We start from the raw sequence: 19,864 nt of genomic DNA, 5'->3' as shown, positions 1-19,864 counted from the left end.
GGGGGGCGGGGACGCTCGCGGTCACCAAGATCCACAGAGTGCGTGGCGAAAACTCACCCTCGGAGGCAATTAGTCGCCACGGACGGACCGCACTGGTCCCATCCCCGCTGAGCGCGCGTCCACACCGGCCCCTGTCGCCACGCCGCCGCCGGGCCTGGTCACTTCACAAGCGGCTATGTCAGGGACACAGCCCTTTGCGGCCGGTTTGAAAGGGCTATGTCCCCGACAACGCCCACACACACCTCGCCGAGGTCCGGCACGGCTGACCCACCGGACCGGGCATCCACGCCACGAGCCGCGCATCCGGCGACCGTCCCGGGGGTTGGGCGCACCGGCGCGCCCAGCTCGACAGCGTCTCCGACACACCACACCGGGTCCGAACGCAGCCCAGCCACACGACCACCCCCACACCGAAATCTCTCCAGGTGCGCGTCGAGCGTGGCCCTGTTCCCGGAGACCGCCGAACGGGATGAACCGATTTGAAAGTGGCCGCTCGCGCGGGGGTCATCGTGGACGGACCCGAGGCCCTGACTCCGAAACCGCGGAGGGCGAGGCCGCGGGAGCGGCGGTCTGGACCACGACGGGCATCGCGGCAGCCCAGAACGATCTTCCGGTAGCGGTTTGTGGATCTGTCCACAGTGGTTTGCGACCGGTCATCGCCTTCGCCGGGCCAGGTGATCGGCGGTCGAAGGCCGGTGGACGCCGCGTTAGGCGGCGAACCGCTTGGCCAGGTCGCGGTGCCGGCGGGCCGCTTCGGCCGCGTCGTCGCGGTCGATGGTGATGCCGGGCATCCGGCTCAGGCGCTCGACCTCGTCGGCGAAGCGCTCGTGCTCGCGGTGCCCGTGCTCGCGGCAGGCGAGGCAGGTGACGCTCTCCGGGCGGCCCGAGGTCATCGCGAACGGCACCTGGCGGCCGCAGCCGGTCGTGACGACGGTCGGCGCGTCGCCCACGAGGCCGAACGACGACGCGAGCACCTCGCGCACGGCCGCGCTCGCCCGCAGCACGCCCCGCTCGACGTGGATGTGTGGGTCGGTGTCGCCCATCGGGTCTCGCGCCTCCATCCGGTCACCGTACGAGTGGCAGGCCGATCGGGGTGCCGCCGGCCGCCAGCCACGCCTCGACACTCTGGGCGTACGCCTCGACGATGACCGCCTCGGCGCGGTGGCGTGAGATGAGGTCGATGGCGGCGTCGGCGGTGTGCCCGCGCAGCCGCAACACCGCGTACGCCATCATGACCGATCGGCGGCGCCCCTGGTGGCAGTGGATCAGCAGGCGGGCGTGCGGGTCGTCGGTCAGCACGCCGGCGGCGAAGTGCGCGGCGGCGGACCAGAGCCGGGGGTGCTGGGGCTGGCCGAGGTCGATCAGCGGCACGTGCACGACCCGTCCTGGCCCGAAGACCGCGCGCTCGACGGCCAGGTCCTGGGAGAGCCAGATCTGCGCCCGCGACCGGCAGTTGAGCACGTGCGTGACGCCCCGCGCGGGCAGGTCGCGGAGGTCGGTGGCGAGCGGCAGGTTGCCGACCGCGATGCGCTCCTCGCCGATCCAGCTCAGCGGGACGACGTGCCGGTCCGGCCGGTACAGCCGCGTGCTGTACCGGTAGTACCGCTGCCGCCACGTCGTCATCCTCCGAGCGTAGGCCGAGCGGGCCGGCTCTGGGGGACGCCCGCGTCGAGCGAGGGAGCGGCCAGCGTCGGGGGAGGGCCGTGTCGAGTGCGGGCCAGCCTCGGGAGGGCCGGGCCGGATGCGTCGCCGCACCCGGCCCGGCCGGCGGTCAGGTCGCGGAGCAGGAGAGCGTGGGCGCTCCGTTGGTGCCGTTCCACGAGCCGATGAAGCCGAACGTGGTGCTGGCGCCGGCGCCGAGGCTGCCGTTGTAGCTCACGTTGCGGGCGGTCGCGGTGGCGCCGCTGCTGGTCACCGTCGCGTTCCAGGCCTGGTTGACGGTCTGGCCACTGGGGAAGGTCAGCGTGACCGTCCAGCCCCGGATGGCGGCGCTGCCGGCGGTGACCCGTACGTCGCCCTGGAAGCCTCCCGGCCACTGACCCAGCACGGAGTACGCCGCGGTGCAGGCCCCGGAGGAGGGCGGCGGCGTGGTGACCGGGGGCGTGGTGACCGGGGGAGTCGTCACCGGGGGCGTGGTGACCGGGGGCGTGGTGACCGGCGGGCTGCTGGTCGGCGTGCCGCCGCCGTAGATCGTGGCCTCCCGCGCGGTCGCCTTGATGCCGTTGGCGCCGTTGAAGATCCGCTGACCCCAGGTGGTGAGCTGGTTGGGGTCGAAGTTGACCGTCATGTCGAGGATCGGGTCGGTGTTGCCGCTCCACGACCAGGCGAGGTAGCCCAGCCCGCGGGCGTTAGCCTCGGCCAGGATCGTGTCGTGGTCGACCTCGCCCGAGTTGAACCGCCAGCCGAACTCGCCGATCACCAGCGGCCATCCGTTCGCCTGGAAGCGGTTGAGGTAGTCGACGATGCTGGCGGCGGTGTTGAAGACGGCGTACATGTGGATCGAGAGCACGGTGTTGCGCTGGCTGTCCGCGTTGAGGATCGTCTGCGCGTTGTCCCGCATGACGTACTGCCAGTCCTGGCCCCAGTTTGGCCCGTCGACCATCAGCAGGTGCTCGAAGCCGTTGGTGCGCATCCGCTGGATCGCGGCGGTGGTGGCGGCGGTCCACTGGCCGGCGTTCTGGTTGCCGATCGGCTCGTTGCCGATGTTGATGACGACGTGGTTCTCCTGGCCGACGAGGGCGCTCTTCTGGCTGATCCAGTACGTGACCGCCTCGTCGAGGCTGGCGGCCGCGCCCTCCTCGCCGTATCCGGTGGTGTCGTGCACCTCCAGGACGCAGATGAGCCGGTTCTGCTTGCAGAGCGCGATGACCTGGGCGACGTCGGTGGAGGGGCCCCACCGCTTGCCGCTGCCCAGCACGACGCGCACGGTGTTGGCACCGAGCGCCTTGATGTCGGCGAACGCGCGGGTCTGGCCGGTGAACCAGACGTGCGGGTGGTTGACGCCCCGCATCACGAACCGCTGGCCGTTCGCCTCGACGATGTTGGTACCGCTGATGTGCAGGCCCACGGCGGCGTCCGCGGGTCGCACGAACATTAGGACCGACGCGGCCGCGGCGAGCACGGCCACGCCGAACACGGCGAGTTGTCTTCTCATGACCTACCTCTGATGGGAGGCCCCGGAACCGGGGCAGGGTCGGGCCGCTCATGGACCCGCTGATCTCTGCCCGGCTCACAGCGGCAATCAGCGTAGGTCAATGCATTGGTGCCGCGCAATCGGGCAGCCCCGCGGAGTGGGTAGCGGCATTGCCACGCCCGGCGATCGTCGCTAGGTTACTGGTTGTTAGCGGTCACGCGAGACTTATTCACCATCAGTGAATTAACCGTCGGCCAGCCACGAGAAGAGCGATGACGCACAGCAGCCCATTCGTCGAACGGCTCGGCATACGCTGCCAGGTGGACGGCCCGCTCGCCGCGATCGACGGGCTCCTGACCTGGCAGGAGTTCGAGACGACGATCGCCGCGATCGTGGGCGGTCCGGCCGCGCTGGCCGAGCGGCTGGTCATCGTCGAGCGGGACGCGGCGCGCGGCACCACCGTCACCTATGGACGCCTGACTGAGGGCTCAGCCAGCCTGCTGCGCGGTGCCCTCGCCCGCCCGGTGGACCGACACGATGCCTAGTGGACGGTCCACCGTGGACCCGATCCGGCCTCAGCCCGACTCCGCCGGGCGGGAGCGCCTGTAGTCGGCCCACAGCCGCTCGGCCCGCGCCTGGAGCGTGGCCACGTCGATGTCGTCGCGGTGCAGCCCGGCCCACAGATCCAGCTCCAGCCTGATGGCGGCGGCCTCCCACGGCTGCTCCACCTCGTCGGGCCGGGTCTGGCGGGACACCGCGCGGCCGCGGGCGATCATGGCGAGGCCGAAGTTGCCGACGAAGCGCGCGTACGGCTCCGCGTCGATGTCGAACGCCACCGGATGCGGCTCGCCCGGCGCGGTGAACCCGAGCGCGGGCAGCAGGTCGTAGACCAGCTCGTCGGCGGACCGGTGGGCGCTGGCGGCCTTGTCGTAACCGACCACCGCCCGCAGACGCGCCGCGTCGGGGGCCACGCCCGCCGCCCGGGCCCAGATGTCCAACTCGGACACGACCTCGGCGGCGGCGCGGGCTCGCGGCCGGGGCCGGTGCTCGTTTCCACAGTCGACCTGGTGGGTGGCGAGGTGCCAGGAATCGGTGCGCCCCTCGGGGAGGCGAGTGAAGAGGGCCGCGCAGTCGCCGTCGCAGACGTATGCCGCGAGCACCGGCGCCGCGGTGCCGGCCGCGAGGGGCTCGCTGGCGAGGGCGAGATCGGGCGGGTCCTGCCAGCCCTGGGTCACCAGCACCTGCCAGCCGCCGCCGAGGTCCTGCACGCGGCGATGCTGGTAGCCGAAGCCGAGAAGCTCCGTGCGGTGCGCCAGTGGCACCGGCGAGCATGCGACCACGATGGTGCCCCAGAAGCCCACGGGTCGCAGCATATCGACGGATGCCCCGCCGTACCGGCCCGGTCACCGAACCTGGGTCGCCGCCCGTGGTCGGTGTCCGCGACCAGATAGATAGGTAATCTACTCATACGAACGGCTAGCCTTCCTGTGACCTTTCAGCTATGGTCTCCATAGCTGTTCGTCGACCCCTGCGGCTGATCGCCCGCGACGGTCGCTGAGGTCGAAGACTCGGGGAGGAGTCGAAGATGACGGTCACGTCGACCCAGGAGGCCCACGCGACGACCGCGACCAGCGCCGACGGCACTATGGCGCTGCTGGTCACGCTGGCTGGCATGGCGCCCGACGACCCGCGGCGGGCCGGTTTCCGCGACCGGGTCATCGAGGAGCTGCTGCCGCTGGCACACCACCTGGCCCGCCGGTTCCGCGACCGGGGCGAGCCGCTCGACGACCTCGTCCAGACCGCGACCGTCGGCCTGATCAAAGCGGTCGATCGCTTCGACCCGCACCGAGGCGTCGACTTCGTGGGCTTCGCGGTGCCGACGATCATCGGCGAGATCAAGCGGCACTTCCGCGACCGCACCTGGGCCGTGCGCGTGCCGCGCCGCCTCCAGGAGCTCCGCCTCTCGATCAGCGAGGCCAACGCCACGCTGACCCAGACCCTGGGCCGCTCGCCGACCGTCGCCCAGGTCGCCGAGCACCTCGGGGTCACCGAGGAGGACGTGCTCGAGGGCATGGAGGGCGCCCGCGCCTACAACGCCGCCTCGCTCTCCGTGCCCGCCAGTGAAGACGGCGCCCCCCTGGGAGACCTGATCGGCACCGACGACCCGGGCTACGCCGACGTCGACGCCCGCGTGGCGCTGACGAAGGTGCTGGCCACGCTCCCCGAGCGGGAGCGGCGGATCGTCATGTTGCGCTTCCACGGCAACCAGACGCAGCAGCAGATCGCCGACCAGGTGGGCATCTCGCAGATGCACGTCTCCCGCCTGCTCGCCCGCACCCTCGCCCGGCTCCGCGAGGAGCTGGGCGACCTGCGCTGAGCGCCCGGTCGAGGAGGAGCCGGAGCCCCGCCCCAACCTCGCCCGAAGGGCCACCTCCGCGCCACGCGGGCGCCGTTTCCTCTCTGGTACGACCCGCCCGTCCCCGCCGCGGCGGGGGTCACGCCAGCGCCGTCCCGCTCCGGGGGCCGCCTCGCGAAGCTGTCGAGCTGGCGTCGTAGGCGGCGACCCAGACCTGGTTGGGCATGGCGCCGGAGGGGACGACCGCGCTGGTCACGTTGCCCGGCACCTTGGCACGCACACACACCTCGTCGATGTTGAACGCGTGCACCACGTGATACTCCACGATCCCGGTGTCGTCGGTGCCGGGCGTCCAGGTGATCCGCTTCCGCCGCGTCCTCGTGTCCGACGGTCGACCCGGGGGGGCCTGCGGCAGGCTGCGGCGATCCGCTTGGATGTACCCCGACACGAGAGAGGAAGGCGACCATGGTGGACGAGGCGGTGCGGTCGTACATCGACGCGACGGCGGAGCGGCTCAAGGTGGACGGCTGCGAGGTGACCACCGAGGACTGGCAGGGCACGCCCGTGCTGGTCGGCCACCGTGCCGACTTCCGACTGCGGTGGATGGCGACGAGGCTGCACCTGCTCACGGTCGTCGCCCCCGCGTCCGCCGTCGCGCTGAGCGACATCGAGGCGTTCACGAACACGGCCCTCGACTACGCGCTGGCGCGCAAGGGGCAGTTTCGCGGCCTCCAGGTCGGCGTCGCCGTCCTGCCCGCGCTGGTCAGCACGTACGTCGATCCCGCGGCGCTCGCCTGGGCCGGGAGCAAGCAGGTCGTCCGCTTCGGCAGCGTCGCGCGGCCGGTCGGCGTGGACACCACCGCGGGCACCGCGAGCTACTTCCGGGGTACGGCCATGCTCGGCGCGGTCTTCGCCGGGCACCTGCGCGGCAAGCTCGACGCGTACTTCCCGCCGCCCGCCCGGCACGGCTGAGCCGGCAGGCGCCACCGGCCGGGGGCGTGCGGGTCACTCACGCCCCCGGCCGGCCGGTGGCGCGGGTCGAGGCGGTTCCACTCGTGGTCGTACATCGGTGCCACCTCCTGTGCGTCATCGTCGTCCACAGTGGATGGCGATGCGGCGGAGGATGAGGGAGTCGAACCCTCAACGGTGTGACCCGCGACGGGTTAGCAACCCGCTTGCCTTGCCGATGGCGAATCCTCCAGGCGGTACGCGGACAGTGGCTGGGAGCCCAGGATTCGAACCTGGACGAGCTGCTTCAGAGGCAACCATGCTGCCGGTTACATCAGCTCCCAAGGGCGGCCGGCGGGGAGAGAGGTCCCGCCGGCCGCGGGCCGGCGTGCCGAGAGCGGGATTCGAACCCGCAACGACGGAGGTTTGAGCTCCGCGCCTCTGCCGGTTGGGCCACCTCGGCCTGGCTCCGGGGGCGGGAATCGAACCCGCGGGTCCCGCGTTCAAAGCGCGGGCACGGACGCCAGCGCCGTGCCCCGGAACGACCTGGAGCGGCAGCGGGGACTCGAACCCCGTCGATGCCAGCTTGGAAGGCTGGTGCCCTGCCTGTTGGGCTACTACCGCGCAGCGAGTAGGGGAGTCGAACCCCTGCTTCCGGGATGAGGGCCCGGCGGCCTGACCGCTAGCCGAACTCGCCATGAGTGCCCGCCGCTGGGATCGAACCAGCGACCTCGCCCTTTTCAGGGGCGCGCTCAACCTGCTGAGCCTGGCGGGCGTGAGGATCGTGGGGGCCCGGCCGGCCCACGGGAGAAGGGGCCGGCCGGGCACTGTGTGCAAAGCCATCCACTGTGGAGTTTTCAACCTGCGTCGCCGCGCCGGGAAGAGCCCAGGGCAGTACCGAGACGCGCGGCGCGCGACTCGGGAACAGAAAAGGAACGCCGCCCGAACCCGGTGGGGTGGGCGGCGTCAGCGCGCTGGATGTGCGCTAACTTCGCCGCCTCGGGCACTGGCTCGGCTCACCACTGGCGGTCAGGTCGCCGGGCCGCCCGACCGAGGGCACGCCGGCGAGACCGTGCGGGGTGAACCGCGTCGATTCGCGAAAGGCTTGCCACGACATGTCGGTGACTCCCGGTCTGGTGTGTGCTCGCTGTTGACAATCACGGTAAGCCCGCCCCGCGGGGGGCCGCAAGCGTTTATCGACCCACTGTCCTATTCGGTCAGTACGGCGTACGCGCGCACGGTGAACGTGCCGAAGTCGCGCACGCGCGGCGGTGCGGCGTGCAGCCGCGCACCGGCCAGCGGCACCTGCTACACCTCGTATTCAGATTTTCCGAATCCATGCAACGCTGCAACCGCACCGGTGCGCTGGTGCGTGTGTTGGGCGACCCATCCGCGGGGGAGGCAGCTGGTGCGTGACGTCGACGGGTTCGACGAGTTCTACCGGGGCAGCCGGCAACGGCTGCTCGGCTACCTGTACGTGGTCACCGGCGACGTCGCCGAGGCCCAGGACGCCGCCCAGGAGGCGTACGTCCGCGCCTGGCAGCGCTGGGCGACGGTGAGCCAGTACGACGACCCGGAGGCGTGGGTGCGCCTGGTCGCCACGCGCGTCGCGGTCAGCCGCTGGCGGAGCCTGCGCAGCCGGGCTCGGGCGTACCTGCGGCACGGCCCGGCCGACCCGGTGCCCGCGCCCGGCACCGACACGGTGGAGATCGTGACCGCGCTGCGGCGGCTGCCCGAGGAGCAGCGCACCGCGCTCACGTTGTACTACCTGCTCGGCCTGCCGGTGTCCGAGGTGGCCCGGCAGACCGGCGCCCCCGTGGGCACCGTCAAGGCCCGCCTCTCCCGTGGCCGGGCCGCGCTTACCGGGCTGCTCACCGTCGACCTGGAGGAGGCGCGCGATGCGTGACCCGGGCAACCTGCCGAACCTGCTCGCGCGTGACCTGGCCGACGCGCGCTGGCCGGAGCCGGCGGAGATCCGGGCCCGGGGCCGGCGCCGCACCGTGCGGGCGGTGGTCGCGGCGCCCGCCGCGCTGGTCGTCCTGGTGACGTCGGTGTGGCTGCTGGCCGGTCCGGTGGCCGACCGCGCCGCCCCCGCGCCCGGCGGCGGCGATCCGACGAGCGCGCCGGCCCCGGACGGCGGAGACCGCCCGCCCGGCTGGTTCGGCCCGGAGGCGCTGGTGCAGCCGGAGGACGTGGGCGAGCGCCACCACCTGACGAACGAGCACGCCTACGCGCCGGGCGAGTATCCGACCTGGACGTTCTCGGTCGACGCCTGCGGGGCGTACGCGGGGCTCGGCGTGACCGCGCCCCTGGACTACCTCTGGATGCGCATCAACATCGTGACGCCGGACGGGGACACCTCCGGGGCGCTGGGCATCCACGCCGAACTTGCGAGCTATCCGCAGACCGGTGCCGAGCAGGTGATGGAGGACGTGCGGCGCGTGATCGAGGCGTGCGCGGAGTACGGCTACGCCGGCGGTGAGGCGTCCACGGAGGAGCGCCCGGCGCGGGTCGAGCACGAGTACGAGGTGCTGGAGGAGGGCTTCGCCGGCGACGACTCGCTGCTGATCCGGCACCTGGTCCGCAGCCTCGACGCCCGCACCGGGGAGCCGGTCTCGCCGGAGCAGGACATCGTCTCCATCAAGGCGGTGGTGCGGGTCGGCGACCGTGTCGAGGTGATCCAGAGCGACCAGGGCGATCCCGCCCGGATGCGGGAGATCGCGATCAGGGCGGCCCGCCGGCTGTGAGACGGTGGGGCCGCCGCCAGCGCGTGCTGGCGGCGGCCCCGGGGATGGTGCGGTTTACGGCGCCGCGGGCGGCGGGATCACCTGGACGGTGGCCCACTGGTTGTGGTGGCCGGGGGAGAGCAGCCGGAATCCGACGCCGAAGTTGACGCCGGCGTCACCGGGGTTGCCGGTGCCGGTCAGCACACCGCCGCCCAGGTCGATGCCGTACTGGCTCTTCACCAGCTTGCCGTTCTTGTCGACGATCCGCGCGGTGTACGGCGCGTTCCCCTCGGAGGGGAGCACCACCGACGCGTCGGCGTCGCGGAAGAACAGCGGGTTGGCGGCGTCGAGGTCCGGGCGGTACTCGATGCCGGGGTACCAGCCCTTAGCGTCGGTGAACGACGAGACGCCGGGCTGGGCCTTGAACTTCGTGCAGTACGAGCTGAACGGCTCGTTCGGCGCCTCGAAGCACTCGGTGAACGGGTACGTCTTGCCGAAGGTGAACGCCGCGTTGCTCGACTGTGGCCGGGACGGCAGGTTGTTGAGCGCCGACGGGTCCTTGTCGGCGGCCTTGCCCTGCCGGCGCAGCGGATCGAAGTGCGAGTCGACGATCAGCAGCCCGCCCTTGGAGCCGATGCTCGGTGGGTCGTACAGGTTGTTGAGCGTCAGGTTGAGGTTGCCGTAGCTGGTGTCGCGGTACCACACCAGCATGCCGGGCGCGTTGTACGGAACCCGGTCGACCTTCCACGCGCCGTCGCGCGAGTAGTTCGTGTTGTACGCGTACTTGAGGCCCACGTCGAAGCCGTCATGGTTGCGCCACTCCGCGAGGTAGTAGTGCGCGTACGCGAAGTTGCCGGGGGAGATGCTCCAGCCGGTGCCGGTCGTGTTGGTGAACGAGGTGACCGTGGGCGTCCAGCCGTTGTCGCCGCTCTCGACGTCGTCGGACCAGGTGGTGGTGCCGTCGGCGGTGACCGAGAAGTCGTCGGCGAACCAGCCGGTGTCCTCGAACGCCTCGTCCGTGGCGTACCGCAGGCGCAGCTGGACGGTCTGGCCGGCGAACGGCGTGAGGTTGACGTAGTCGTGCCGCCACTCGCCACCGGTGCTGCCGCTCAGGCCGTACTTCTTGCCGCCGTAGTCGTGCATGCGGCCGTGCGGGTCGGGGTAGCCGTCGTCGGTGGTGACGAGGTTGCCCGCCGCGTCGAAGACCTTCTGCTCGGCCCAGGTGGCGCCGCCGTCGGTGGAAACCTCGACGAAGCCGAAGTCCCAGTCCGTCTCGATCTGGTAGTGGTTCCACAGCCAGAATCGGACGTCGCCGCCGGCCGGCACCGCGAGCTCGCGGGTCAGCCGCACGTCGGCCCAGGACTGGTCGTTGTTGGTCCACCACTGGCCGTCTCCGCTGTGCGGCGTGGAGAGGTTGACCTCCTTGGTGGGGAGGTTGACCCGCACGCCGTCCTCGGTGCCGACCGGTGTGCGCGACGTCTGCCCGATCTTCACGCGGGCCGGGTCGTCGCCGGGGTTGAGGATCAACGGGTCGGCCCAGCCGAGCACGAACTTGTCCCAGAGGCCCATGTGCGTCGGGATGCCCTGGAAGATCGGGCCGGTGTGCGAGCCGGAGGACATCAGGTCCCAGAAGTCGACGTCGGAGTCGCCGCCGGAGCCGATGTCGTACAGGTCGGGCAGGCCCAGGTCGTGGCCGTACTCGTGGGCGAAGACGCCGACGCCGGAGTCCTCCGGCTGCACGATGTAGTTGCTGATCATCTTGTCGGTACCCGGGATGGTGTGGCCGGGCACGATGGTGGAGGAGTGGGCCCAGATCGCGTACGGGCCCTCGGCGCCGCCGCCACCGGACTTGTCCTCGCCCGCGTGCACCAGCACGAGGTGGTCGACCACGCCGTCCGGCTCGTTGAAGTTGCCGTCGCCGTCGGCGTCCGAGACGTCCTCGATGTCGTAGTCGGCCCACGGGAAGTCCGGGTCCTGCGCGGCCAGCACGTTGACCGCGTCGATGCCGAGCGCGGCCGCGCCGGCGGGATTGTCCGGATGACCGTTCATGTCCTGGCTCTGGCCGGCGACCCACTCGCCGTCGACCTGCGTGCAGGTGTCCGCGCCGTACCACGCCTCGGAGTGCGGCACCGTGACCCACGGCGTGGCCTCGCCGTCGACGGTGTACGCCCCCTTGGACATCTCCAGGTACATGTTGTGCATCGTGTAGCCGCGCAGGTCGATGCCGCGCTTGCCGTCCGGGCCGCGCAGGTCGGGCCGGACCCGCTGCTTGATGCCCTCGCGCGTGTAGAGCATGTCGTTGTAGAGCTTCGGCGAGAAGTCGGGCACCCAGAACGTGTTGTTGTCGGGGTGGGACGCGTTTGCCGGGTTGGGGATGTTGTTGTGCAGCGGCCCGTTCTGGACGCTGCCGGGCACGCAGTCACGCTCGTTTTGCGGCGTGGTGGCGTCGTCGAACGTCGCCTGCGGCACCATGACACCGGTGAAGTCGTCGTTGGCGTTCGGGTTGAACTCGACGAGGATGGTCAGCAGCTTGGCGACCTGGGTCTGGTCGGCCTGCTTGTAGCGGATGTGCCGGGGGTTCTTGCCGGTGCGGATGGCCTCCGCCTCGGTCTTGGCCAGCCCTCGCGCGGCGACCGGGTTGCCCTCGGAAAACTTGCGGCCGTACTGCGTGACGGGGTCGGGCTGCGCCTGCTTGACCTTGCGCTTGCCCGCCTGGGTCACGATCTCCCGGCCGTCGGTGGTGCGCTCCACCTTCGGCTCGACGTAGTTGATGTAGTAGTCGCGCTCGGACGGGATGAAAACGGCGGGCCGGTCAGCCGCCGCCGGGCCGGCCGAGGTCACCGACACGCCAGCTACTGCGACAACCAGGACGGGTATCGAGATCAGTGCCCGTCTTTTCCTGCTCGTCCACATGGTCCCCCCGCTGGATGATCGACGTAACAACGTCCTCCCCTTTCTCGCGCGTCCTTGCACGAGCTTGATCACCCACCGCATCCGGTCGGATACGCGGGCAACGAATGGACGCTATTGCACGTCGCGAATATGGACAACCACCGTTGTCGCCCCGGGATCGGGGTACCAGATCAACCGGACAGTTGGTGCTTGTCCGTCATGACTCCTCTTCCCGGCACGGTCGTCCACTGTGGTGTGGCGGCCTTCCGCGCCATCGACGCCCGTCCGGCTCGCCGCCCGCCGAACGGCCGGGCCGGTCCACGCGTGGACCGCGACCACCGGGGTATGCGTCCAGGAGGAGGTGAGCGGCATGACCGAGAGCGGGCGTGACCGGGCCGAGCGGCCGGTGGAGCAGCCACGGACCGGGGCGGAGCAGCCATGGGAACCGGAGGACCTGGTGATCGCGGAAGGCAAGGACCCGAACCCGGAGAACATGGAGGAGGCGCGGCGCCGGCTGGCCGACGAGGGGCCGGCCGCCATCGAGAAGACCGTCCCTTAGTATCGGACAAACGGTCATTGCGAAGGCAACAGGGCTGTCGTAGCGTGCTCTTCGCCCTATCCGGCGTGGGACCGGTGCTGGCGTATCGGGGGACACGTGCTCTGGCGCCTGCTGCGCACCCACTGGCCATTTCTCGTGCTGTTGGCCGCGGGTCTCGTGCTGCGCGTCCTGGTGATGATCGCCTACAACCCGGGCTTCTGGTTCCGTGGCGATTCCAACATCTACGTCAACGGGGCCTTCAGTCACATTCCCAACCCGTCGCGGCCGTTCGGCTATTCGTTCGCGGTGTGGGTGCTTTCGCCCTTCCATTCGGTACGGCTGATCGTGGGGCTCCAGCACCTGCTGGGTCTCGCGGTCGCGGCGCTCGTGTACGCGTTCCTGCGCCGCCGGTCGGTCTCCCGATGGTGGGCGACCGCGGCGGTGGCGCCGATCCTGCTCGACGCGCGCACCGTGCTGCTGGAGCACTTCCTGCTGGCCGAGTCGCTGTTCATCGCGTTGCTGGTGTGCGCGGTGATCGCGCTGTGCTGGTCACCCCGGCCCGGCTGGTGGGCGGTCGCCGGCGCGGGCGTGCTGCTCTCCGCCGCGGCGCTCACCCGCACGATCGGCCTTCCACTGGTTGGCGCTGTGGTCGTCTTCCTGCTGGTCCGCCGCGTGGGTCTGGCCCGGATCGGCGTGTTCGCCGTGGTGTTCGCGATCCCGCTGGCCGGATACGCGGTGTGGTACCAGTCGCACTACGGCGTCTACTCGCTCGGCACCTACTCCGGCCGGTTCCTGTGGGCGCGCACCACCTCGTTCGTGCAGTGCGACAAGCTCGACCTGACCCCGGCGGAGCGGCAGATCTGCCCGCCCGAGCCGCTCGACGAGCGGATGCCAGTCGACGTCTACATCTGGTCCCGCCACTCGCCCGCGGCGAAGCTCCCGGAGCGGGAGCACGACCCGCTGTTCGGGTCGTTCGCGCGCAAGGCGATCCTGGCGCAGCCGGGCGACTACGCCCGCACGGTCGTGGTCGAGTCGTGGCTGCTGGTCCGTCCCGGTCCCGACCCGGATGAGCGATACACGTGCTTCGAGCAGCTCTGGCACTTCCCCGAGCCCGGCATCACGGGCTGCCAGGCGGCGATGGCGCCCTGGGATCCGGCGACCCGCGAGCCCCGTGTCGACGTGTCGAAGTACGACCACGCGCTGGTGCCCGCGATGCACTTGTACGGGCGCGTGGCGACCCTGCCGGCCACGTTCACCGCGATCTGCCTGCTGGTCGCGGTCGCCGCGCCGCTGGTGCGGCTGGCCCGGCGGGCGAGGTCGCGCGACGGTGACCGGCCGCGCGGCGCGGACGACCCCGGCGGTCTCGATACGCCGCCTCCCGCCGCCGAGCCGGCCGCGAAGGGCGCGTGCCGCGACGACCCGGGGCGGCGCGACGTCGTCGACTCGCTCTTCCTGACCGGTGTCGCGTTCGGCATGATCGTCATCTCGGTCGCGACCTCGGTGATGGAGCCTCGGTACACGGTGCCGTCGATCCCGCTGGCCGCCCTGGGCGCGGCGCTCGCGCTGCGTGGGCGGCGCGGCACCGTGCCGCCCACCAAGCCCGCGCCGGTGCCGGCCGAGCCGGTCGCGCGCCCCGTCGAGAAGGAGCCCCTGGCCGCCTGACGCGTGGCTTCGTCCGTGCACAGTGGACGGTGCCTGGGGGCGCCGCGCGCTCACCCTCGCCCTCACCCTCACCGCCGTCGTGGCGACGCCTTCGCGTACGCGGTCGCGGCCCGGTCTCGCCGCCTCTCCCGCTCTCCATCGAAAGGCGGAGAAAAGCCAGAATCCGGGCGCATGCGCGCGGAGGATGGTGCGCGGGACACACGACGACAGGCAGGAGGGGTCATGCCACGAGTCAAGGTCGGCGCCGAGAACGGCGGCGACATCGAGATCTACTACGAGGACCACGGCCAGGGCCAGCCGGTGGTGCTGATCCACGGGTACCCGCTCAACGGGCGCTCCTGGGAACGCCAGCACCGCGAGCTGCTGGACGCCGGCTATCGGGTGATCGCGTACGACCGGCGCGGGTTCGGCGAGTCGAGCCGCCCCTCGCTCGGGTACGACTACGACACCTTCGCCGGCGACCTCAACACCTTGATGGAGCGGCTCGACCTCAGCGACGCGGTGCTGGTCGGCTTCTCCATGGGCACCGGCGAGGTGACCCGCTACCTCGGCAAGTACGGCTCGGCCCGGGTACGCAGGGCGGCGCTGCTGGGCGCGATCCCGCCGTTCCTGCTCAAGACGGACGACAACCCCGAGGGCGTCGACGGGCAGGTGTTCGAGGAGCTCAAGAACGCGGCGCTCGCTGACCGGTACGCGTACTTCAAGCAGTTCTTCGACAACTTCTACAACACCGACAAGCTGGCCCCGGAGCGGATCAGCGACCAGGCGTTCCAGGCCAGCTTCAACGTCGCCGCCGACGCCTCGCCGTGGGCCTCGTACGCCTGCATCGACGCCTGGCTCACCGACTTCCGCGACGACGTGGCGAACATCGACGTGCCGGTGCTGGTCGTACACGGCACCGAGGACCGCATCCTGCCGTTCCCGGCCACCGCCCAGCGGCTGCCCGCGCTGCTCAAGGACGTGCGCCTGGTGCCGATCGAGGGCGGTCCGCACAACGTCGGCTGGACCCACCCCGAGGAGGTGAACCCGGCGCTGCTCGGCTTCCTGGCGGAGTGAGCGCCGGGACTCGTACCTCCGCTCGGCGGACCGGCCACGCGGCGCGGTACGCCGAGCGGGGTCGGTCAGCGGCGGTCGGCGGCGGCCAGCGCGGCCTCCACGTCGGCGTCGCTGAGCTGCCGGAAGTCCTTGTACCACGCGCCGACCGCGCCGAAGTCGGCCGGCTGGAGCACGCACCAGACGTCGTCCGCCTCCTCGGCGAGCGCGGCGATGGACGAGGCGGCGCAGACCGGTGCCGCGAACGCCAGCCGCGCCGGCTCCTGGGCCCGTATGCCACGCAGGGCCGCGCGGGCGGTCACGCCGGTCGCCAGGCCGTCGTCCACCACCACGACCGAACGGTCCCGCACCAGCGGTGGCGGGCGGTCGCCGCGGTACCGGTGCAGGCGGCGCTCGGCCTCGGCGCGTTCCCGGTCCACCTCCGGCGCGAGGCGGCGCGGGTCGATGTCGAAGTACTCGAGCGTGCGGTGGTCGAAGAGCGCGGGGCCGCCGGCGGTGACCGCACCGATGCCCAACTCGGGCTGGCCGGGCATGCCGATCTTCCGGGCCACGAGCACGTCGAGTTCGGCGTCGAGCGCGTCGGCGACGTGCCGCGCCACCGGTACCCCGCCGCGCGGCAGTCCGAGCACCAGCGCGCTCTGCCCGACCAGCTCCGGTGCGCGTTCGGTGATCGCGCCGGCGAGCGTCCGTCCGCCCGCGTCGCGGTCCTCGAAGCGGTCCTCACGCATGCGTGCCACCTTCCATACCCATCGCCTCCCGGCCCACGGCCTCGGGGGCCTCTCCGGTCTGGTCACGGTCCTCCGCCTCGCGGCCGAGGTGGGCGCCGAACCACGCGGCCGCCGCGTCCGCCACCTCGTCCAGCGCGCCCGGCTCCTCGAAGAGGTGGCTGGCGCCGGGCACGGTCCGCAACGCCCACTCGCCGCTCAGCTCGGTCGCCGCCGCGCGGTTCAGCTCCATCACCTCGGGGTCCCGCTCGCCGACGATCAGCAGGGTCGGCGCGTGGACCAGGGCGAGGTCGTCGCCGGCCAGGTCGGGGCGGCCGCCGCGGGAGACGACGGCGTGTACCCGCTGGGATCGCGCGGCGGCGGTCCGCAGCGCGGCGGCCGCGCCGGTGCTGGCGCCGAAGAGGCCCAGCGGCAGGCCGCGTACCTGGCGCCGCTCGCCGAGCCGGTCGACGATCCCGGTCAGCCGGCGGGCCAGCAGCGGGATGTCGAAGCGGAACTCGGCGGTCGCCGCGTCCGTCTCCTCCTCCCGCTCGGTGAGCAGGTCGGTCAGCACGGTGCCGAAGCCCGCCGCCTCCAGCCGGCCGGCGACCATCCGGTTGCGCGGGCTGAGCCGCGAGCTGCCGCTGCCGTGCGCGAAGAGCACGAGGCCACGCGGGTCGGGCGGCACGGCCACGTCGGCGTCGAGGGCGGCACCGGCGGCATCCAGCTTCATACCGACCGGGTACCCCGCGTGACCGCACCTATGCGGTCGCCGGCCACGTGACCGGAGGAAATCTCCCGCCGCCTACCCCGTCGCCGCGCCCATCCCTGAGTCGCTGGTCAGGAAGCTGGTACGCGGGAGCGCGCCGCCCGGCTGGCGCGGGCCCTGTGCGGTGGCCGGGTCGGTCGAGTGGAACATCCGCTCCGTCCAGTCGCCGCCGTCCCACGTGTTCCCCGTGGAGCGGGCCCGGTCGTCGCCGATCTCGGCGGGCGTGCCGTTGCCGATTGCGGCGTTGCGGGTGAGCGTGGCGGCCGAGGTCGGGAGGTGGAAGCCGATGCCGCCGTTGCGGAAGGCGGTGTTGCCGGCCAGCCGCAGCCCGTCCGGGTTGCCGCCGTCGCTGAAGCCGTGCCCCACGTTGTCCCACGCCGCGTTGTCGCGTACCTCGTGCGCGGCGGCCGGGGCCGGGCTGCCGCCGCCGAGGTGGAAGCCGTCCGCGTTCGCCTGCCACTCGGGCGCGTTCCACCGGTTGACGCCGTTGCCGTACGCCCAGTTGCGCTCCAGCCGCACCGGGTCGGCGAAGTGGCCGACGTCGAAGCCGCTGTCGGCGTTATCGAACGCGCGGCAGCCGCGGATCACGTTGCCGGTGCCGTCGCCGAACTTTATCGCCAGCCCGATCCCGGCCCGGCCCCGCCCGCGGGGGTCGTAGTTGCGGTAGAAGTCGCTGTCCAGCACCTGGTTGTCCACAGTGCCCGGATCGCGCAGGGTCAGGCCGGAGCGGACGTTGTCGTGCATGGACAGTCCGATGAAGACGTTGCCCCGGCACGACCGGCAGACGTACGCGTGGCTGCGCGAGCCGGTGACCTCCAGGCCGCGTACGGTCCAGTGGTCGCCGTGGTGGGTCACCGCCCACTCGTCCGCCGGTACGCCGCTGGCGTCGATGACCGGGCGCTCGTCGCGGTAGTTGGTCAGCGTGATGCGGCGGTCCGGCTCGCCGTCGGTCTCGATGACGGTGCCCCTGGTGGGGCGGTACGTGCCGCCGCGCAGCGCGATCGTCTGTCCCGGCCGGACGGTGGCGACCGCCTTCGCGAGCGTGGCGTACGGCCGCGCCAGCGTCCCGTCCCCGCCGTCCGAACCGTCCGGCGCCACGACGATGTCCGCGTCCGGAGGGCCCGCGGGTCGGGGAGCCCTCGGCGCCGAAGCCGGAGCCGAAGGAACCTCGGGCGGCGCGGCGACCGGAGCGGCCACCGGCGGCGGCTCCGCGACCGAGGGGAGCAGCGGCGTCTCCACCACCGCGTACGTGAGGCCGCCGCCCGCGACGACGGTCACGGTCGCGGCGACGGCGAGCTTGTTCTGCAGGTACCCCAGCAGGGAGTGCGCGATCGACGGGGCGGCGGTGGCGGCCGCCACGCCCTCGGTGAGCACGACGGGCAGGGGGAGCGCGGCGAGGCCGAGCAGCAGCTTCTCCGCCGGCACCAGCCCGCGCCGGTGGCTGGCGCAGCGGGCGCAGTCGCGCGTGTGCCGGACCAGCCGCTTGCGCCAGAGGGGAGCGGCGGCGCCGTTCCAGCCGCGCAGCTCGGCGGCCAGCTCGGGGCAGCGCGGGCGCGCGGCCAGGGCACGGACCACGCAGCGGGCCGCGTCGAGCCGTTCGCGCAGGCGCTGGAGTCGCACCGCCGCGTGCTTGGCGTTGATCGCGAGGGCGGCGGCGACCTCCTCGCGGGTCAGTTCGCCGGCCGACTCCCGCCACCAGAGCGCGAGCAGCTGGCGGTCGCCGTCGTCCAGCCAGCGGGCCGCCCGCGCCAGCTCCCGCCGCTGCCCGGTCAGGGCGAGCGCGGCGACCGCGCCGTCGGCGAAGTCGGCGTGCGGGTCGGGCAGTTCCGGCGGCGCGTCGTGCAGCCGGACTCGGCTGCGGCGGCGCTCGCGCAGGTACTGCTGGACCTGCCGGTAGGCGATCGCGACGGCCCAGGAGCGGAAGCGCTCCGGCTCGCGCAGGCCGGGCAGCCCGCGCATCACCTTGATCATGGTGTCCTGCACCAGGTCGTCGACGTCGGCGTGCCCGTTGAGCGCGCGGCCGACGACGGTGTAGATGACCGGCAGGTGGGCGGCGACGAGCTGGTCGAGTGCCGCGCGGTCGCCGGCCTGGGCGGCGGCCACGAGCGTGGCGACGTCAGGGCAGGCCTCGATCTCACTCTGGGTCATGGCAGCACCGCTCACTCCGGATCGATCCGGCCCGGACACGATGGTGGCACAACGACGTAAGTAAGTAAAGGAAACCAACTATCTCTTGCGTCGACGCTGGTAGGGGGCGTATCTCTGTATTAGATCGAAGTTTTTGGTTGTCTGCGTCTGCCCGCAGTCGTCTACCAGGATGCCGTCACCTCCCACGGCGACCTCGCTCACCGTGACCCAAGAGGAGTCTCGCGATGATCCAACTCAGACGCACCGGCAGGAGTCGCCGCAGCCTGGCGCTCGTCGCTGGTGCGACCGCCCTCGTGGCCGCCGGTGCCATCACCACCGTCGGCCTCACCACGGCGTCGGCGGCGACCGTCAGCACCAGCACGGACTACGTGTTCGTGAACCGGCACAGCAACAAGGCGATGGACCTGTACAACTGGGCCACGAACGACGGCGCCCCGATCGTCCAGTTCGCCCGCAACGACCTGGCCGTCCAGCGGTGGCGGTTCGTCGACGCCGGCAGCGGCTACTACAAGATCCGGTCGGTGCACAGCGGCAAGGTGCTGGAGGTCCCCAACGCCACCGACGGTGCCCGCCTGGTCCAGATGGCCGACAGCGGCAACACGCGGCAGCACTTCCGCCTCGCGGACTCGGACGCCGGGTACGTGCGGTTCATCAACCGGCACAGCAACAAGGCGCTGGACGTGTGGGAGTGGTCGACCGCCGACGGCGGGCCGATCGCCCAGTTCACCGACCTCAACGGCTGGAACCAGCAGTGGCAGCTCGTCAACGTCGGTGGTGGCGGGGGCAACCCGACCACTCCGCCGCCGTCGGGGAGTTGGCCGACGCCGACCGGCCAGGTGAACGTCAACGGCACGATCTCGGTCTCCGGCACGCTGGATGGTGGGATGCGCCGGTACTGCTGTATCGGTGACGGCGGTCAGGAGGAGAGCCAGGAT

18 protein-coding genes and 7 tRNA genes are annotated in these 19,864 nt (G+C 71.8%); 9 read left to right on the top strand and 16 right to left on the bottom strand.

Features of this window, described 5'->3' with window-relative positions:
• Nucleotides 1-707 precede the first annotated feature (707 nt).
• The 3 genes from ACFFIA_RS41715 to ACFFIA_RS41705 all read right to left on the bottom strand — a co-directional run bounded on the left by ACFFIA_RS41715 (nt 708) and on the right by ACFFIA_RS41705 (nt 3,154).
• Nucleotides 708-1,061, bottom strand: a complete 354-nt coding sequence (locus ACFFIA_RS41715; protein WP_377262571.1) for a PIN domain-containing protein — start codon at nt 1,059-1,061, stop codon at nt 708-710.
• A gap of 4 nt (nt 1,062-1,065) precedes the next feature.
• A complete protein-coding gene (locus ACFFIA_RS41710) occupies nt 1,066-1,623 on the bottom strand; it encodes a protein-tyrosine phosphatase family protein (protein ID WP_377262569.1) in 558 nt (185 codons plus the stop codon).
• A gap of 148 nt (nt 1,624-1,771) precedes the next feature.
• A complete protein-coding gene (locus tag ACFFIA_RS41705) occupies nt 1,772-3,154 on the bottom strand; it encodes a cellulase family glycosylhydrolase (protein ID WP_377262567.1) in 1,383 nt (460 codons plus the stop codon).
• A gap of 251 nt (nt 3,155-3,405) precedes the next feature.
• Between ACFFIA_RS41705 and ACFFIA_RS41700 the strand changes: the two genes are divergently transcribed.
• Nucleotides 3,406-3,678: a hypothetical protein gene (locus tag ACFFIA_RS41700; protein ID WP_377262565.1), complete on the top strand. Its 273-nt coding sequence runs from the start codon at nt 3,406-3,408 to the stop codon at nt 3,676-3,678.
• Between the two features lie 30 nt (nt 3,679-3,708).
• Here the strand turns inward: ACFFIA_RS41700 and ACFFIA_RS41695 are convergent, their stop codons facing one another.
• Entirely contained in the window at nt 3,709-4,494 is a 786-nt protein-coding gene (locus ACFFIA_RS41695) for a hypothetical protein (protein ID WP_377262562.1), read from the bottom strand.
• 224 nt (nt 4,495-4,718) lie between these two features.
• Between ACFFIA_RS41695 and ACFFIA_RS41690 the strand changes: the two genes are divergently transcribed.
• Nucleotides 4,719-5,510 (top strand): RNA polymerase sigma factor SigF, encoded by a 792-nt coding sequence (locus tag ACFFIA_RS41690; RefSeq protein ID WP_377262560.1) that lies wholly within the window; start codon nt 4,719-4,721, stop codon nt 5,508-5,510.
• A gap of 118 nt (nt 5,511-5,628) precedes the next feature.
• On the opposite strand, the gene ACFFIA_RS41685 is transcribed toward ACFFIA_RS41690, so the two are convergent.
• Nucleotides 5,629-5,814, bottom strand: a complete 186-nt coding sequence (locus ACFFIA_RS41685) for a hypothetical protein (RefSeq protein WP_377262558.1) — start codon at nt 5,812-5,814, stop codon at nt 5,629-5,631.
• Nucleotides 5,815-5,954: 140 nt separating this feature from the next.
• Here ACFFIA_RS41685 and ACFFIA_RS41680 point away from each other — a divergent pair, with 140 nt between their 5' ends.
• Nucleotides 5,955-6,461 carry a levansucrase gene (locus tag ACFFIA_RS41680; protein WP_377262556.1) on the top strand — a complete coding sequence of 169 codons (507 nt, stop codon included), beginning with the start codon at nt 5,955-5,957 and terminating at the stop codon, nt 6,459-6,461.
• 145 nt (nt 6,462-6,606) lie between these two features.
• Here ACFFIA_RS41680 and ACFFIA_RS41675 read toward each other — a convergent pair.
• The 7 genes from ACFFIA_RS41675 to ACFFIA_RS41645 form a co-directional block, all read right to left on the bottom strand.
• Nucleotides 6,607-6,689, bottom strand: a tRNA-Ser gene (locus tag ACFFIA_RS41675).
• A 17-nt stretch (nt 6,690-6,706) separates the two neighbouring features.
• Nucleotides 6,707-6,781: transfer RNA gene (locus tag ACFFIA_RS41670), tRNA-Gln, on the bottom strand.
• A 45-nt stretch (nt 6,782-6,826) separates the two neighbouring features.
• Nucleotides 6,827-6,900, bottom strand: a tRNA-Leu gene (locus ACFFIA_RS41665).
• A gap of 1 nt (nt 6,901) precedes the next feature.
• Nucleotides 6,902-6,978 (bottom strand) — tRNA-Gln (locus tag ACFFIA_RS41660).
• A 6-nt stretch (nt 6,979-6,984) separates the two neighbouring features.
• Nucleotides 6,985-7,061, bottom strand: a tRNA-Gly gene (locus ACFFIA_RS41655).
• Nucleotide 7,062: 1 nt separating this feature from the next.
• Nucleotides 7,063-7,134 (bottom strand) — tRNA-Glu (locus ACFFIA_RS41650).
• A 5-nt stretch (nt 7,135-7,139) separates the two neighbouring features.
• Nucleotides 7,140-7,212, bottom strand: a tRNA-Phe gene (locus tag ACFFIA_RS41645).
• Nucleotides 7,213-7,845: 633 nt separating this feature from the next.
• Here ACFFIA_RS41645 and ACFFIA_RS41640 point away from each other — a divergent pair.
• The gene (locus tag ACFFIA_RS41640) at nt 7,846-8,343 is read left to right on the top strand and encodes a sigma-70 family RNA polymerase sigma factor (RefSeq protein ID WP_377262554.1); all 498 of its coding nucleotides are present in this window, start codon (nt 7,846-7,848) and stop codon (nt 8,341-8,343) included.
• Nucleotides 8,336-9,184: a hypothetical protein gene (locus ACFFIA_RS41635; RefSeq protein ID WP_377262552.1), complete on the top strand. Its 849-nt coding sequence runs from the start codon at nt 8,336-8,338 to the stop codon at nt 9,182-9,184. The genes ACFFIA_RS41640 and ACFFIA_RS41635 overlap by 8 nt, the downstream gene beginning before the upstream one ends.
• A gap of 54 nt (nt 9,185-9,238) precedes the next feature.
• On the opposite strand, the gene ACFFIA_RS41630 is transcribed toward ACFFIA_RS41635, so the two are convergent.
• The gene (locus ACFFIA_RS41630; RefSeq protein WP_377262550.1) at nt 9,239-12,010 is read right to left on the bottom strand and encodes an immune inhibitor A domain-containing protein; all 2,772 of its coding nucleotides are present in this window, start codon (nt 12,008-12,010) and stop codon (nt 9,239-9,241) included.
• A 415-nt stretch (nt 12,011-12,425) separates the two neighbouring features.
• On the opposite strand from ACFFIA_RS41630, the gene ACFFIA_RS41625 reads away from it, so the two are divergent.
• The 3 genes from ACFFIA_RS41625 (at nt 12,426) to ACFFIA_RS41615 (ending at nt 15,311) form a co-directional block, all read left to right on the top strand.
• Complete coding sequence (locus ACFFIA_RS41625; RefSeq protein WP_377262607.1) at nt 12,426-12,614, top strand: hypothetical protein; 189 nt, start codon at nt 12,426-12,428, stop codon at nt 12,612-12,614.
• Between the two features lie 96 nt (nt 12,615-12,710).
• Nucleotides 12,711-14,255 carry a hypothetical protein gene (locus tag ACFFIA_RS41620; protein ID WP_377262548.1) on the top strand — a complete coding sequence of 515 codons (1,545 nt, stop codon included), beginning with the start codon at nt 12,711-12,713 and terminating at the stop codon, nt 14,253-14,255.
• Between the two features lie 222 nt (nt 14,256-14,477).
• On the top strand, nt 14,478-15,311 hold the full coding sequence (locus ACFFIA_RS41615; protein WP_377262546.1) for an alpha/beta fold hydrolase: 834 nt from the start codon (nt 14,478-14,480) through the stop codon (nt 15,309-15,311).
• 65 nt (nt 15,312-15,376) lie between these two features.
• Here ACFFIA_RS41615 and ACFFIA_RS41610 read toward each other — a convergent pair whose 3' ends face one another.
• The 3 genes from ACFFIA_RS41610 to ACFFIA_RS41600 form a co-directional block, all read right to left on the bottom strand.
• The gene (locus ACFFIA_RS41610) at nt 15,377-16,036 is read right to left on the bottom strand and encodes a phosphoribosyltransferase (RefSeq protein WP_377262544.1); all 660 of its coding nucleotides are present in this window, start codon (nt 16,034-16,036) and stop codon (nt 15,377-15,379) included.
• A complete protein-coding gene (locus ACFFIA_RS41605) occupies nt 16,029-16,745 on the bottom strand; it encodes a dienelactone hydrolase family protein (protein WP_377262542.1) in 717 nt (238 codons plus the stop codon). Before ACFFIA_RS41605 ends, ACFFIA_RS41610 begins: the two co-directional genes overlap by 8 nt.
• 72 nt (nt 16,746-16,817) lie before the next feature.
• Nucleotides 16,818-18,929: a sigma-70 family RNA polymerase sigma factor gene (locus ACFFIA_RS41600; RefSeq protein WP_377262540.1), complete on the bottom strand. Its 2,112-nt coding sequence runs from the start codon at nt 18,927-18,929 to the stop codon at nt 16,818-16,820.
• 224 nt (nt 18,930-19,153) lie between these two features.
• Between ACFFIA_RS41600 and ACFFIA_RS41595 the strand changes: the two genes are divergently transcribed.
• Nucleotides 19,154-19,864, top strand: a 711-nt coding sequence (locus tag ACFFIA_RS41595; RefSeq protein WP_377262538.1) for an RICIN domain-containing protein, incomplete at its 3' end; no start/stop codon positions are given.

It is taken from the genome of Phytohabitans kaempferiae, assembly GCF_042433955.1.
GTDB lineage: Bacteria > Actinomycetota > Actinomycetes > Mycobacteriales > Micromonosporaceae > Phytohabitans > Phytohabitans kaempferiae.
The sequence above is the reverse complement of the archived record's forward strand: the minus strand, read 5'-3'. Positions and strand labels throughout refer to the sequence as shown.